The sequence below is a fragment of the Streptomyces sp. NPDC091279 genome (assembly GCF_044757465.1).
Lineage (GTDB): Bacteria > Actinomycetota > Actinomycetes > Streptomycetales > Streptomycetaceae > Streptomyces.
The window spans coordinates 21,614-36,368 of sequence record NZ_JBIVVA010000016.1; the positions used below are offsets into that span (position 1 = coordinate 21,614).

Sequence of the window (14,755 nt, forward strand, 5' to 3'; positions counted from 1 at the left end):
CCCACTATGCGGACATATGTGGTGCTGATCTCGACAAATGGCAGGTCGGGCTGCCACTCTCCCGCCATGCATCCTGCCCCTCGCGCGCTGCGTCGCGCGGTCGCCGCCGCGACCCTAGCCCTGCTCGCCACCGCCGTCGGCTGTGCTCCGCAGCCCGAGGGGAACGCGTCCGCCTCGTCGTCCGGTTCGACCGGGAGCACGTGCGCCAAGGGCGGGCTGGCGACCAGGACGTCCGGCAAGCTGACGATCGCGACGGACGAACCGGCGTACGAGCCCTGGTTCAAGGACGACAAGCCGGCCAACGGCAAGGGCTTCGAGTCGGCGATCGCCTACGCGGTGGCGAAGCAGCTCGGCTACGACAAGAGCGCCGTCGTCTGGCAGAGCGTGCCCTTCAACAAGGCGTTCGCGCCCGGCGAGAAGACCTTCGACTTCGACATCAACCAGGTTTCGATCAGCGCCGAGCGCAAAAAGGCCGTCGATTTCTCGTCCGGCTACTACGACGTGCGCCAGGCCGTCCTCGCCCTCAAGGGCAGCAAGGCCGCCAAGGCGACCAGCATCGCGGATCTCCGGAAGCTGAAGCTGGGCGCCCAGGTCGGCACCACCAGCCTCGACTACCTCACCGACGTGGTGAAGCCGACGCAGCAGCCCGCCGTCTACGCCAAGAACGACCAGGCCAAGTCCGCCCTGAAGAACGGCCAGGTCGACGCGATCGTCACCGACCTGCCGACCGCGTTCTACATCACCGCGGCCGAGGTGACGGACGCGAAGATCGTGGGCCAGTTCGAGAACCAGAAGGGCACGCCGGAGCAGTTCGGCCTGGTGCTCGACAAGGGCAGCGCGCTCACCTCGTGCGTCACGGACGCCGTCGACGCGCTGCGCAAGGACGGCACCCTGGCGAAGATCGAGAAGCAGTGGCTCTCCGACGCCGTCGACGCCCCGGTCCTCAAGTGACGGTCGCCAAGGAGGAGTCCGGCCGGCAGAGCACGGACGACGACATGCCCGGCGGCGACGGCTACACACCGTCGCCGCGACGGATCGAGCGCGAGCGCCACCGACGCGCGCGTACCCGGCGCGCGACCGCCGTCGCCGCGCTCTCCACCCTCGTCACCGGCGCCGTCCTCTACCTGGTGATCGTCGGCGCGCCCGGCTGGCCGCGCACCAAGGAGACGTTCTTCGACGCGCAGTACGCGCGCGAGGCGCTCCCCAAGATCCTCGACGGGCTGTGGCTCAACGTCCGGCTGCTGCTGGTCTGCGGGGTGGCCGTACTGGTCCTCGGCATGCTGATCGCCATCGCGCGGACGCTGCGCGGCCCGGTGTTCTTCCCGCTGCGCGTGCTGGCCGCCGCCTACACGGACTTCTTCCGCGGGCTGCCGTTGATCATCAACCTGATGATCGTCGTCCTCGGGGTGCCGGCGCTGCGGCTGCAAGGGGTGACGGTCGACCCGGTGCTGCTCGGCGGCACCGCGCTGACGCTCACGTACTCGGCGTACGTCGCCGAGGTGTTCCGCGCGGGCATCGAGTCCGTGCACCCCTCGCAGCGTGCCGCGGCCCGCTCGCTCGGCCTCACCAACCGGCAGGCGCTGCGCCATGTGGTGCTGCCGCAGGCGGTGCGCCGCCAGGTGCCGCCGCTCCTCAACGACCTGGTGTCGCTCCAGAAGGACACCGGTCTGGTGTCGATCGGCGGCGCGATCGACGCCGTCCATGCCGCGGACATCATCGTGGGGCGCAGCCTCAACTACACGCCGTACATCGTCGCGGGGCTGGTCTTCGTGGCGTTGACGATCCCGATGACGCGGTTCACCGACTGGGTGACGGCCCGGATGGACCGTCAGCGGGCCCAGGGAGGAGCACTGTGAGTGACGCGCCCGTGCTGCGCATGGAATCGGTCCGCAAGACGTTCGGCGGCTCGGTGGTCCTGCGGGACGTCGATCTGGAGCTGGCCCCGCACACGGTGACCGCGCTGATCGGCGCGTCGGGCTCCGGCAAGTCGACGCTGCTGCGCTGCGCCAACCTGCTGGAGGACATCGACGACGGCGCGATCTGGCTGGACGGCGAGGAGATCACCGACCCGCGCGCCGACCACGACGCGGTTCGGCGGCGGATCGGCGTCGTCTTCCAGTCCTACAACCTGTTCCCGCACATGACGGTGCTGGAGAACGTCACGCTCGCCCCGCGCCGCGTGCACGGCGTGCCCCGCGCGCAGGCCGAGGAACGGGCCCTGGAGCTGCTGGAGCGGCTCGGCCTCGGCGGCAGGGCCGGTGAGTACCCGGACCGGCTCAGCGGCGGCCAGCAGCAGCGGGTGGCGATCGTGCGGGCCCTGGCGGTACGGCCCCGGCTGCTGCTCCTCGACGAGATCACCGCGGCGCTCGATCCGGAGCTGGTCGGCGAGGTTCTCGATGTCGTCCGCGGTCTCAAGGCGGACGGCATGACGATGGTGCTGGCCACGCATGAGATGGGCTTCGCCCGTGACGTGGCCGACCAGGTCTGCTTCCTGGACGGGGGCGTCGTCCTGGAGCGGGGCAGTGCCGAACAGATCTTCGCTGACCCGCAGGAGGAACGCACCCGGCGCTTCCTCAAGCGGATCGTCGACGCGGGCCGCCTGTAAGCCCCGCCCGCCATGGCCGACGCCCCTTACCCGGGCCGCCGGTCAGCACCGCGCGCCTGGGCGGCCTAGGTGTCCGCGCGGCCCTCCCCCGCCAGCGCGGCGACCCGCTCCACGCCGAACGCGTAGCCCTGCACCCCGCACCCGGCGATGACCCCGTCGGCGCGCAGGGAGACGTAGGAGTGGTGCCGGAACGACTCACGCCGGTGGATGTTGGAGATGTGGACCTCCAGCACGGGCAGTCCGTCACAGGTGTTGAGGGCGTCCAGGAGGGCGATCGAGGTGTGCGAGTAGGCGCCGGGGTTGATCACGATGCCGCAGTGGTTCAGGCGTGCCTCGTGAATCCAGTCGACGAGTTCGCCCTCGTGGTTGGACTGCCGGAAGTCCACCGTGCCGCCGTGCGCCGCCGCCGTCCGCACGCACAGCGCCTCGACGTCGGCGAGCGTGTCGGACCCGTAGATCTCCGGCTGCCGCTGCCCGAGCAGGTTCAGGTTGGGGCCGTTGAGGATCATGATCGGGGCGTGGGCCAGGGTACGGGGCACGGTTCCTCCGGTCGGTTCGGACGGGGCGATCCCCGAAGGACCGCTGCTGGGACCCGGTCTATCACGGTGCCCGAACCCCCGGACGGCCCCTCCCCTCCGCCATGACGACACCCACGGACGCCCGGCTCGGGGGTCGTGTGCCGACGTGGACTTCGGGCACACCGGTCCGCACCTCGTCGTCCCCTACGGGGGCGTGGTGCGTGTCGGCGGGCCCGCCCGGCGCGTGACCGTCCGTTTCTGAGGCTCCCTGCACTCCCGTGCGCCCCCGTAACACGTTGTCACTGTGGGTAGTTGACGGGGTATGCACGATGCACAGACTGTAAGGGCGCCGTCCATGGCGCGGCTGGCGGCGGCCTCGCTCGCCGGAACGGCCATCGAGTTCTACGACTTCTTCGCCTACGGGACGGCCGCCGCGCTGGTCCTGGGGCCGTTGTTCTTCCCGTCGTTCTCACCGCTCGCGGGGGCGCTGGCCGCCTTCGGGACGTTCGGCGTGGGTTTCCTCGCCCGGCCGCTCGGGGCGGCGTTGTTCGGGCATCTCGGCGACCGGCGCGGGCGGCGCCCGGTGCTCGTCCTCACGCTGGTGCTGACCGGGGTGTCCACGGTCGCGGTCGGGTGTGTGCCGACGTACGCGTCGATCGGGATGTGGGCGCCCATGCTGCTGCTGGTCCTGCGGTTCGCGCAGGGGCTCGGGGTCGGCGGGGAGTGGGGCGGAGCGGTGCTGCTGGTCGCGGAGCACGCGCCGCCCGGACGGCGGGCGCTGTGGGCGTCGATCCCGCAGATCGGGCCGTCGGTGGGGTTCCTGCTCGCCAACGGGGTGGTGCTCGGGCTGTCGGCGACGCTGTCCGACGCGCAGTTCGCCGCGTGGGGATGGCGGGTGCCGTTCTGGGTGGCCGGGGTGCTGGCGACGGCGGGGCTGTGGCTGCGGTCGTCGCTCACCGAGAGCCCGAGCTTCCTGGAGATCGAGGACCGCGCGCGCGTGCCGATCGCGGAGGTCCTGCGCGACCACTGGCGGCTGGTCCTGCTGACGGCCGGCGCGTTCGCCGTCGGGTACGCGGTCTTCTACACCGTGACGACGTGGTCCCTGGCGTACGGGACGGACCGGCTCGGGGTGAGCCGGACGGTGATGCTGGTGTGTGTGATGGCCGCCGTGACGGTGATGGGCGCGCTGATGCCGCTGGGGGCGCTGCTCGGCGACCGGTACGGGCGGCGGTCGATGTGTCTGATCGGGTGCTCCTGCGCCGCGCTGTGGATGTTCCCGATGGTCGCGCTGCTGTCGACGGGGGCGCCGCTGCCGATGTTCCTGGGCTTCCTGGGGGCGTTGCTGTCGTTCCTGACGATGTCCGGGGTGGCCGGCGCGTATCTGCCGGAGCTGTACGAGCCGCGGCTGCGCTGCACGGGGGCGGCCGTCGGTTTCAACCTCGGCGGGGTGATCGGGGGTGCGCTCACGCCGATCGCGGCGACCGCGCTGGCCGGGCAGACGGGTCGGGTGCCGTGGGGCGTGGGCGCCTATCTGACCGGGGTGGCGCTGCTGAGCCTGGGGTGTTTCGCGCTGCTGCCGGAGACGCGGCCGGGGCGGGTGGCGGTGGCCGGGGTGCCGGTCATGGATTGATCGCCAGTTCCAGATAGGCGGCGAACAGGACGAGGTGGACGCCGCCCTGGAGCGGGGTGGCCCGGCCCGGGACCACGGTCAGCGAGCTGACCACGACGGTGAGCGCGAGCAGCACCATGTGGGTCGAGCCGAGGCCGAGGACGAGCGGGCCGGAGAGCCAGATCGAGGCCAGGGCGACGGCGGGGATGGTCAGGCCGATGCTGGCCATGGCGGAGCCGAGGGCGAGGTTGAGGCTGGTCTGCACCCGGTCGCGGCGGGCGGCGCGCAGGGCGGCGATCGTCTCGGGCAGCAGCACCAGCAGGGCGATGATCACGCCGACGACGGCGTGGTGGAGTCCGGCGGCCTCCACTCCGGACTCGATGGTGGGCGACACGCCCTTGGCGAGGCCGACTACGCCGACCAGGGCGAGTCCGAGCAGGCCCAGGCTGATCCGGGCGGTGCGGGCGGAGGGGGCGTCGGCGTGATCGTCCTCGGCGATGGGCTTCCCCTGCGGGGTGAGGGGGAGGAAGTAGTCGCGGTGGCGCACGGTCTGGGTGGCGACGAACAGGCCGTACAGGATCAGTGAGGAGATCGCGGCGAAGGTGAGCTGGACGCCGGAGAACTCCGGTCCCGGCTTGCTGGTGGTGAACGTCGGCAGCACCAGGCTGAGGACGGCCAGGGTGGCGACGGTGGCGAGGGCGGCGCCGGTGCCCTCGGGGTTGAAGACCGCGACGCGGTGGCGCAGGGAGGCCACCAGGAGGCAGATGCCGACGATGCCGTTGCAGGTGATCATCACGGCGGCGAAGACGGTGTCGCGGGCCAGGGTCGCGCTCTTGTCGCCGCCGTCCACCATCAGGGTGAGGATGAGGGCGACCTCGATGATCGTCACGGCGACGGCGAGGACGAGGGAGCCGAAGGGCTCGCCGACCCGGTGGGCGACCACCTCGGCGTGGTGCACGGCGGCCAGGACGGCTCCGGCGAGGACCAGGGTGACGAGGGCGACGACCACGCCGGGCAGATCGCGGCCCCAGGTGAGGACCAGCAGGACGACCGCGAGCACCGGGACGCCGGACGTCCACTGTGTCGTGAGCGACCTGAGCGTAGTGATCATGCTGCGATCGTCGCAGAGCCGTCGGGGCCCCGCATGTCCGGCGCCGGGGCGGGCCGCCGGGGGCGGCGCGCGGCGTGCGCCGTGCACCGCCCCCGGTGGTGAAGGTGTTCTCGCGGCATGTCTCAGGCCTCGATGCTGTCCTTCGGGGCGTCTTCGCCCTCGGTCCGTGTGGCCTCTTCTGCCGCCTTCTTCTTGGAGGCGCGGAGGCTGGTGATCGTGGTGACGATCAGGACCGAGCAGATCACGCCGAGCGAGACGGGGATGGATATCTCGGGGACGTGGACGCCGGACTCGTGCAGCGCGTGCAGCACCAGCTTGACGCCGATGAAGCCCAGGATGATCGACAGGCCGTAGCTGAGGTGGACGAGCTTGCGCAGCAGTCCGCCGAGGAGGAAGTACAGCTGCCGCAGGCCCATCAGCGCGAACGCGTTGGCCGTGAACACGATGTACGGGTCCTGGGTGAGACCGAAGATCGCGGGGATCGAGTCGAGCGCGAACAGGACGTCCGTGGTGCCGATGGCGAGCATCACGACCAGCATCGGCGTCATGAGCCGCTTGCCGTTCTCCACGATCCACAGCTTGGTGCCGTGGTAGCGGTCGGCGACACCGAAGCGCCGTTCGACGGCCTTGAGCAACTTGTTCTCCTCGAACTCCTCGTCCTCCTCGTCGGCCCGGGCCTCCTGGATGAGCTTCCAGGCGGTCCAGATCAGGAAGGCGCCGAAGAGGTAGAAGACCCAGGAGAAGCTGGCGAGGATGGCGGCGCCCGCGGCGATGAAGATCGCGCGCAGCACCAGGGCTATGAGGACGCCGACGAGCAGCACCCGCTGCTGGTACTGCGAGGGCACCGAGAACTTCGCCATGATCAGGACGAAGACGAAGAGGTTGTCGACGCTGAGGGACTTCTCGGTGATGAAGCCGGCGAAGAACTCACCGGCGGGCTGTCCGCCGCCGAAGACCAGCAGGCCGAGTCCGAAGAGCCCGGCGAGGGCGATCCAGACGATCGTCCACGTTCCGGCTTCCTTGATCGAGACGTCGTGCGGTTTGCGGCCGATGAAGAAGTCGACCGCGATCAGGGCGGCTAGGCCCACGATGGTCAGGACCCATAGGGCCAAGGAAACATCCACTGCGCCTCCGGCAGTACGTAACGGCAAATGTCAGCGTCGTCGCTGCCGGAGGTCTCTTCCACCCACGGATGGGCCGGCGCCCCGGGATCTGGCCTGATCCGTATTGACGGGTACGCCGCAGTTGTCAGGGAGTACTCCCCTCCGTACGGAAAACAGTACCCCAATCACCAAGGATTGGTAAAGTCCTGGGCAAAAGAAATCCCAAGCCCGCAGCTCAGGGGCTCTTTACTAGTACTTGGTGCGGGCTGCTGTCACCTGATCGAGGACCTGCTGGAGCACCGTGCCGCCGGGTGGTACGAGCGGCGGCTCGTAGGTCCAGGCGTGCCCCACCCATGGGTCGACGAGGTGGTCGTCGGGCACCGGCGTCAGTCGCATCAGCGAACGCCACAGCGGGTCGAGCAGCGGCCCGTACTCGGCGGCCGCCTCCCGGTCGGCGACCGTCAGCAGGTGGACGCCGACCGCCGGGCCCTCGTCCGCGAGGTAGCGCAGCCGGGTCACGGCGCGGTCGTCGAAGCCGTGCGGGAAGTCGTTGACGATCAGCAGCTGCTCGGCCGTGTCCACGTCGGGCGGCAGCGCGTCGGCGGCGCCGCCGCGCACCGCCATCTGCACCAGGTCGACGCGTCGGGTGAGCCGGGTCAGGGTGTCCGCCACGCCCGCGGCGCCCCGGGCGGGCGGGGCCGCGAGGACGCCGGTCCGCACCAGCGGCGCGAGCGCCTGGGTGCCGTTGCCCGCCGGGTCGATGACGTGCACGGCGTACGCGTGTGCGGGGTGGATCGCGAGCAGCCGGGCCGCGATCGCCACCGCCAGGTCCAGTGCGAGGTGTACGCGTCGATGGCCGTCGGCGAACGACGTGTCGGCCGGCCCGGTCCGCCCGCTGTCGATCCACAGACCGTGCTCCAACGGCAGCCGGACCAGCATCGGTATCCGCAGCCGGTCGCTCTCGGGCAGGCTCAGATCGCCCAGCCGCATGGCCATGGGCATCTCCATCGGCACCCGGTAGCCGTGCCACACCGGGTTGTCCCAGCGGGCGTAGGCGGGCGGCAGCGCGGGTTCGACGACGTCGGACTCGGCGGCGAGCTGGGCGAGGTCCCGGTCGAGGACGGACCGGGCCTGCCCGACGAGGTCCGCGTGCTTGGCGCGGGCCGCCGCGCGCGCCGCGTCGCCCTGCCCGCCGATCCTGGCGCGCGGGTCGGACAGGACCTGGTCCAGCTCCCTGTCCCTGCGCGCCTCGGCGAAGTCGACGGCACCGCGGTACGCGGCCGTCGTGCGGGCGAGGTCCTCGAACATGCCCCGGATCTGGTGGTAGAGCCGCTCGTCCATGGACCAGCCGCTGGCATCGCCCGCGACAGGCGCCGGGGGCGCGGTGGGCGTGGGCGCCGGGGGTGTCGTGCGCCGGCCGGGGTGGGTGTAGTCCACGGGGCTCCCGGGCGGGGACGTGGACGGCTGGGGGTCGGCGAGGCGTTCGGGCCCGTCGCCCTGCGCTCCGTACGGGGACGTGGGCTGGGGTGGGGCGGGGGTCTGCCGGTCGGGGCCGGGGCGGGCCGTCGGGCGCCTGCGGTCGCCGTCCGGCGTGCGCTGCGGGGACGTCGCCACCGAGTGGGCGAGCCCCTGTGTCACCGCCTCGTGGACGGCGTTCGCGAGGCGGTGGGCGTCGGACAGGCCCTGGTCGGTGAGGAGTTCGGCGAGCCCACCGGCGTATCCCTGGCCGATCGCGCGCACCTTCCAGGCGCCCTGTCTGCGGTACAGCTCCAGGGCGACGACGGCGGACTCGGTGTCGAGGCCGGTGAGGGTGAAGGTGGCGATCTCGGTGCCGTCGAGGTCGGTGACGGCGACGAAGGGGGCCGCGACCGCGCCGAACCGGAGCGGGGCGCCGCCCCCGGTGGGCAGGGCGAGCAGCACGCTGAGCCGGTGGGCGGCCTGCGGCATGGCCCCGAGGTCCACCGCGAGGCGGTGCACGGCCGCCGCCCGCTGCGGGACCTCCAGTCCTGGCAGGGCGGGGGCGCCCGGGTGGGCGACCTGCTCCGCGCCGTGGACCGTGCCATGTGCGTCGCCGATCGTCACCGCGGCCACGACCGGTGTACCGGCCGAGATCCGGATCTCCAGGCGGACCTGGGTGAGCGGGTGGTTCTGCCCCCGCGCCAGCTCGGCCGTCATCGCTTCAGTCCCCCGTGTCGCCGCCGTGCCCTGCCCTGTGCCGCTCCCCCTCGCGTCCTACAGGTGCGGCAGGATCGCCGGCATCAGGTCCTGGAAGGTGCGGCCGTTGGCCGGGAAGCCCAGCGCGGTCAGCGTCCAGCCGGGGCCCGAGCGGTGCACCTTCGCCATGATCTGGGCGGTGTAGGCGCCGCCGCCCGCCAGCGTGTAGCGGGCCAGTTCCTGGCCGTTGGTCTCGTCGACCAGGCGGCAGAACGCGTTCTGCACTTCCTGGAAGCTCTGTCCGGTGAAGGAGTTGACGGTGAAGACGATCTGGTCGATGTGGACCGGCACCCGCGCCAGGTCGACGAGGATCGCCTCGTCGTCGCCGCCCTGTCCCGCGCCGCCGACGAGGTTGTCGCCGGTGTGGCGCACCGAGCCGTCGTCGCTCACCAGGTGCCGGAAGAAGACGACGTCGACCGGCTGCTTGTCGGCGAACAGCACGGCCGAGGCGTCCAGGTCGATCTCGCGGGTGCGGGAACCGAACAGGCCGCGCCGGGGAGCCGCCTGCCAGCCGAGGCCCATGCGCACCGCGGTCAGGCTGCCCCCGTCGGCCTTCTCCAGACTGATGGCCTGACCCTTGGTCATGTTGACGGTCACGCGCTGATTCCCCTCTCGGACGTTCCCCTGTTGCCGCGGAGTCCGCGGTTGACCAAAACCCTACGCACCGTCACTGACAGTCCCGTACCCCGCTCCACGCTTTGTGTCGGTCTTGCAACACAGCGCGGGCACGGGACAGGGAACGGGGGCCCCGCGCGCACCGGCGGTCAGGCGAGCCCCGCCTCCTTCATCTGGCGCAGTTCCTTCTTCATCTCGGAGACCTCGTCGCGCAGCCGGGCCGCGATCTCGAACTGGAGGTCGGCCGCGGCCGCCCGCATCCGCTCCGTCAGCTGCTCGATCTGGTCGGCGAGGTCGGCCGCGGGGCGGTCGGTCGGAACCGTCTCCTTGGCCTTGCCCCGGGCGGCCTTGCCCGCCTTGGCGCCGCCGAGCGCGGGCACGGGTGCCTTGGCGCCCTTGCCGTCCTTGGACTTGCGGTAGCCGGAGCCGAGGAGCTGCTCGGTGTCGATGTCCTCGCGGGCGATCTGCGCCACGATGTCGTTGATCTTCTTGCGCAGCGGCTGTGGGTCGAGGCCGCGTTCCTTGTTGTAGGCGACCTGCTTCTCGCGGCGCCGGTTGGTCTCGTCGATGGCCCGCTCCATCGCCGGGGTGATCTTGTCGGCGTACATGTGGACCTCGCCGGAGACGTTGCGCGCCGCGCGGCCGATGGTCTGGATCAGGGAGGTGCCGGAGCGCAGGAAGCCCTCCTTGTCGGCGTCGAGGATCGCCACCAGGGACACCTCGGGCAGGTCGAGGCCCTCACGCAGGAGGTTGATGCCGACCAGGACGTCGAAGTCACCGGAGCGCAGCTCGCGCAGCAGTTCGACGCGGCGCAGGGTGTCGACGTCGCTGTGCAGGTAGCGCACCTGGATGCCCAGCTCCAGGAAGTAGTCGGTGAGGTCCTCGGCCATCTTCTTGGTGAGGGTGGTGACCAGGACGCGTTCGTCCTTCTCAGTGCGCTTGCGGATCTCGTGCACCAGGTCGTCGATCTGGCCCTCGGTGGGCTTGACGACGACCTCGGGGTCGATGAGCCCGGTGGGGCGGATGATCTGCTCCACCACGCCGTCGCCGCGCGACAGCTCGTACTTGCCCGGGGTGGCCGACAGATAGACGGTCTGACCGATCCGCTGCTGGAACTCCTCCCACTTCAGCGGGCGGTTGTCGAGCGCGGACGGGAGCCGGAAGCCGTGGTCGACGAGGGTGCGCTTGCGGGAGGCGTCGCCCTCGTACATGGCGCCGATCTGCGGGACGGTGTTGTGCGACTCGTCGATGACGAGGAGGAAGTCGTCCGGGAAGTAGTCGATCAGGGTGTTGGGCGGGGAGCCGGGCTCGCGGCCGTCGAAGTGCATCGAGTAGTTCTCGACGCCGGAGCAGGAACCGATCTGGCGGAGCATCTCCAGGTCGTACGTGGTGCGCATCCGGAGGCGCTGGGCCTCCAGGAGCTTGCCCTGCTTCTCCAGCTCGGCCAGGCGCTCGCCCAGCTCCTTCTCGATGTCGTTGACGGCCCGCTCCATGCGCTCGGGTCCGGCGACGTAGTGGGAGGCGGGGAAGACGTAGAGGTGGTCGTCCTCGCTGATGATCTCGCCGGTGAGCGGGTGCAGGGTGGAGAGGGCCTCGATCTCGTCGCCGAACATCTCGATGCGGACGGCCAGTTCCTCGTAGACCGGGAAGATCTCGATGGTGTCGCCGCGGACCCGGAAGGTGCCACGGGTGAAGGCCACGTCGTTGCGCGTGTACTGGATGTCGACGAAACGGCGCAGCAGCTCGTCGCGGTCGAACTCCGCGCCGACCTTCAGCGGCACCATGCGGTCGACGTACTCCTGCGGGGTGCCGAGGCCGTAGATGCAGGAGACGGAGGCGACCACGACGACGTCGCGCCGGGTGAGCAGCGAGTTGGTCGCGGAGTGGCGCAGGCGCTCCACCTCCTCGTTGATCGAGGAGTCCTTCTCGATGTAGGTGTCCGACTGCGGGACGTAGGCCTCGGGCTGGTAGTAGTCGTAGTACGAGACGAAGTACTCGACCGCGTTGTTCGGCAGGAGCTCCCGGAACTCGTTCGCCAGCTGGGCGGCCAGTGTCTTGTTCGGCGCCATCACGAGGGTGGGGCGCTGGAGCTTCTCGATCATCCACGCGGTGGTGGCGGACTTACCGGTGCCGGTGGCGCCGAGCAGGACGACGTCCTTCTCGCCTGCTTCGACGCGCCGGGCGAGCTCGGCGATGGCCTGCGGCTGGTCACCGCTGGGCTGGTAGGGACTGACGACCTCGAAGGGCGCCACCGTGCGTTCGATCTGGGAAACGGGCCGCATGGGTTCCACCGTACGACCCGGCACTGACAATGCGGCGCGATCAGCGGTTCTGCGGGGTGCGGACGCCTCGGCGGTCCTGGCGGCGGCGGGAGTACGGCGGCGAGCGGCGCGGTGTTCGGTGGTGGATCTCAGGGTGGGCGGGGACCCCCGGTTTGTGCTCCACGGTGGCCCGGGTGGGCACGCCCATGACCATCATCGGGTCGCGGACCACGACCACCCCGGCGAGCAGCAGGAAGGCGAGCGGGCCGATCAGCATCGGGACGACGAACCCGGTGGACCCGTCGCCCACGACGTCGGACCCTGTGCTGTGGAGGTGGACGCGCAGGGAGGCCATGCCCACGTAGTGCATGCCGGTGACGGCCAGGCCCATCACCAGGCTCGCGCCCACGCTCCACAGGAAGCCCCTGACCTGCCCGGCCGCCCACAGGGCGGCGGTGGCGGCGGCCATCGCGATGGCCACGGAACCGGCGACGAGCACCGTGTTGTACTCCAGGCGGCCGTCGAGCTGCATCCCGGCCATGCCCAGGTAGTGCATGGACGCGATGCCGAGCCCGGTGACGGTGCCCCCGGTGAACAGGGCCGTCCCGGTGGCGCCCTTGTAGCCGACGATGAAGATCCCCACGCCCACCATGACGATGGCGACGCCGAGGCTGGCGAACGTCAGCGGCCGGTCGTAGTGGATCGGCGCCTGCGCGACGCTGAAACCCATCATCGCGATGAAGTGCATCGTCCATATGCCGGAGCCGATGGCCGCGGACCCCAGGGCGAGCCACGCGGGGCGCCGGGAGTGCGAGACGAGCAGGGATCTGGTGGTGCAGCGCAGCCCCAGGGCCCCTCCGAGGCAGGCCATCAGGTAGGCCACCAGCGGTGTGACGAGTCCGTAGCTGAATCCGTCGACCGTGCCTTGCATGCGCGGCTGTCCCTTCCCGCCCTCTTGCGTCCCGAATGCCGTGAAACAGACCCCCTCCCAGGACCACCCGAGCGGTCAGGGCCGAGGCAGAGAGTATGACCCCCACCGGATCGGTCGAACGACTTTCCGGCAAAGAAACACGGCGTTGCCCCAGTTGTGCGGCACCAGTGAGCGCCCTTGGTGCCTCCCATGCGATGTGTGCTCATTGTGTACCCGCCCGCGAACGACGCTCTGCTGTCACAGTTGAACCGAACGTGTTCCCTCGATGCGAGGAGTACGCATGTACGTGCGCGTAGTCGCAGCCGTCGCCACAGCGCTCCTGGGGGCCGCCACCCTGCTGCTGCCCAGCCCCGACGCCCGGGCCCGGGATGTCGACGCCCCGCCTCTGGTGCTGGCCCACCGCGGCGCCTCCGCCCACGCCCCCGAGAACACCCTGCCCGCCGTCGACCGGGCGGCCCGGCTGGGTGCCACGTGGGTCGAGAACGACGTACAGCGCACCAGCGACGGCCAGCTGGTCGTCATCCACGACGACAGCCTGCGCCGGACGACCGATGCCGCGAGCGTCTTCCCGGACCGTTCTCCGTGGAAGGTGAAGGACTTCACCGCCGCCGAGATCGCCCGCCTGGACGCGGGGAGCTGGTTCGGCGCCAAGTTCGCGGGCACGCGCGTACCGACGCTGACGCAGTACCTGCGTGAGGTGGACCGCAATCACCAGAGTCTGCTTCTGGAGATCAAGAGTCCGCAGCTGTATCCGGGCATCGAGCGGCAGATCATGAAGTCCCTCGCGGACCAGGGCTGGTTGGACTCCGGGCATCTGGACGACCGGCTGATCGTGCAGACGTTCGACACGGACAGTCTGCGGACCGTGCACGACCTGGAGCCGGGTGTCCGGACGGCGTACCTGGGCAAGCCGGCCACCGGGGACCTGGACGAGTACGCGGCCTTCACCGACGGCATCAACCCCTCCCACGCCGCGCTCACCACGTCGTACGTGAACGCCGCGCACGGGTTCACGGGGCCGCACGGGCGTCCGCTGTCGGTGTTCACGTGGACCGTGAACGACGCGGACACCGCCCGTCAGGTCGCCCGGCTCGACGTCGACGGGATCATCACCAACAAGCCCGAGGTGGTCGGGGCGGCGCTGCCGGGGGCGTGATGCCCGGTGTCCCGGGGCGTTGTCAGTGGTGGGTCGTACGGTGGTGGGCATGGACAGCCATGGGCAGTACGAGCCGCGGGTCGTGTGGGCGCTGGTCCCCACCGGGATCGGGCCGCTGTTGCTGGCCGCGACCCGCGAGGGCCTGGTCAGTGTCGTCTTCCACGCGACGGACCCGGTCCGCGACAGGGCCCTCGCCCGTCTCGCGTCCCGGCTGGGCACCGAGCCCGTCGAGGACCCCGGCTCACCGCTGCTGGCCGAGGCGATACGTCAGGTCGGGGAGTACTTCGCCGGTGAGCGCCGGGACTTCGACCTGCCCCTGGACTGGTCGTTGATCTCCGGCTTCAACCGGCAGGTCCTGCGCGAGCTGCTGGCCGGTGTCCCGTTCGGCTCGGTCGTCGGCTACGGCGACCTGGCCCGGCGGGTCGGCCAGCCGCTGGCCAGCCAGGCGGTGGGGGTGGCGATGGGCGCCAACCCGCTGCCGGTCGTGGTGCCCTGTCACCGGGTGGTGGAGCGCGACGGCGGCATTGGGGGGTTCGGCGGCGGCCTGGAGACGAAGCGGAAGCTGCTCGCCCTGGAGGGCGTGCTGCCCGAGCCGCTCTTCTGAGGCTCGGCCGACGGCCCTCGGCTCCCGC

At 70.9% G+C, this 14,755-nt stretch carries 13 protein-coding genes; 6 read left to right on the forward strand and 7 right to left on the reverse strand.

The features are described 5' to 3' along the window. Positions 1–66 precede the first annotated feature (66 nt). From ACIQOU_RS32265 to ACIQOU_RS32275, 3 genes are read left to right on the forward strand one after another with little or no spacing between them, the layout of a single operon-like run. Entirely contained in the window at positions 67–951 is an 885-nt protein-coding gene (locus tag ACIQOU_RS32265; RefSeq protein ID WP_401542639.1) for an ABC transporter substrate-binding protein, read from the forward strand. Further along, the gene (locus tag ACIQOU_RS32270; protein ID WP_401542642.1) at positions 948–1,856 is read left to right on the forward strand and encodes an amino acid ABC transporter permease; all 909 of its coding nucleotides are present in this window, start codon (positions 948–950) and stop codon (positions 1,854–1,856) included. Before ACIQOU_RS32265 ends, ACIQOU_RS32270 begins: the two co-directional genes overlap by 4 nt. A gap of 20 nt (positions 1,857–1,876) precedes the next feature. After that, positions 1,877–2,605, forward strand: a complete 729-nt coding sequence (locus ACIQOU_RS32275) for an amino acid ABC transporter ATP-binding protein (RefSeq protein ID WP_401542919.1) — start codon at positions 1,877–1,879, stop codon at positions 2,603–2,605. Positions 2,606–2,670: 65 nt separating this feature from the next. Here the strand turns inward: ACIQOU_RS32275 and aroQ are convergent, their stop codons facing one another. Beyond that, a complete protein-coding gene (gene aroQ, locus ACIQOU_RS32280; RefSeq protein ID WP_401542644.1) occupies positions 2,671–3,144 on the reverse strand; it encodes a type II 3-dehydroquinate dehydratase in 474 nt (157 codons plus the stop codon). A gap of 334 nt (positions 3,145–3,478) precedes the next feature. Between aroQ and ACIQOU_RS32285 the strand changes: the two genes are divergently transcribed. Next, on the forward strand, positions 3,479–4,753 hold the full coding sequence (locus ACIQOU_RS32285) for an MFS transporter (protein WP_401542647.1): 1,275 nt from the start codon (positions 3,479–3,481) through the stop codon (positions 4,751–4,753). Here the strand turns inward: ACIQOU_RS32285 and ACIQOU_RS32290 are convergent. The 6 genes from ACIQOU_RS32290 to ACIQOU_RS32315 form a co-directional block, all read right to left on the reverse strand. Continuing rightward, positions 4,743–5,843 (reverse strand): calcium:proton antiporter, encoded by a 1,101-nt coding sequence (locus tag ACIQOU_RS32290; protein WP_401542649.1) that lies wholly within the window; start codon positions 5,841–5,843, stop codon positions 4,743–4,745. The two genes, ACIQOU_RS32285 and ACIQOU_RS32290, sit on opposite strands and share 11 nt — an antisense overlap. 122 nt (positions 5,844–5,965) lie before the next feature. After that, positions 5,966–6,967 (reverse strand): TerC/Alx family metal homeostasis membrane protein, encoded by a 1,002-nt coding sequence (locus tag ACIQOU_RS32295; RefSeq protein ID WP_401542651.1) that lies wholly within the window; start codon positions 6,965–6,967, stop codon positions 5,966–5,968. 228 nt (positions 6,968–7,195) lie between these two features. Then, positions 7,196–9,121: a TerD family protein gene (locus ACIQOU_RS32300; RefSeq protein WP_401542654.1), complete on the reverse strand. Its 1,926-nt coding sequence runs from the start codon at positions 9,119–9,121 to the stop codon at positions 7,196–7,198. A 57-nt stretch (positions 9,122–9,178) separates the two neighbouring features. Beyond that, a complete protein-coding gene (locus ACIQOU_RS32305) occupies positions 9,179–9,757 on the reverse strand; it encodes a TerD family protein (protein WP_401542657.1) in 579 nt (192 codons plus the stop codon). A gap of 167 nt (positions 9,758–9,924) precedes the next feature. Continuing rightward, the gene (gene uvrB, locus ACIQOU_RS32310; RefSeq protein WP_401542659.1) at positions 9,925–12,057 is read right to left on the reverse strand and encodes an excinuclease ABC subunit UvrB; all 2,133 of its coding nucleotides are present in this window, start codon (positions 12,055–12,057) and stop codon (positions 9,925–9,927) included. Positions 12,058–12,097: 40 nt separating this feature from the next. After that, entirely contained in the window at positions 12,098–12,967 is an 870-nt protein-coding gene (locus ACIQOU_RS32315; protein ID WP_401542662.1) for an MHYT domain-containing protein, read from the reverse strand. Positions 12,968–13,247: 280 nt separating this feature from the next. Between ACIQOU_RS32315 and ACIQOU_RS32320 the strand changes: the two genes are divergently transcribed. After that, positions 13,248–14,123, forward strand: coding sequence for a glycerophosphodiester phosphodiesterase (locus ACIQOU_RS32320; RefSeq protein ID WP_401542665.1), 876 nt, complete (start codon positions 13,248–13,250; stop codon positions 14,121–14,123). Between the two features lie 49 nt (positions 14,124–14,172). Then, positions 14,173–14,727, forward strand: a complete 555-nt coding sequence (locus ACIQOU_RS32325) for a methylated-DNA--[protein]-cysteine S-methyltransferase (RefSeq protein ID WP_401542668.1) — start codon at positions 14,173–14,175, stop codon at positions 14,725–14,727. The last annotated feature ends 28 nt before the right edge of the window (positions 14,728–14,755 follow it).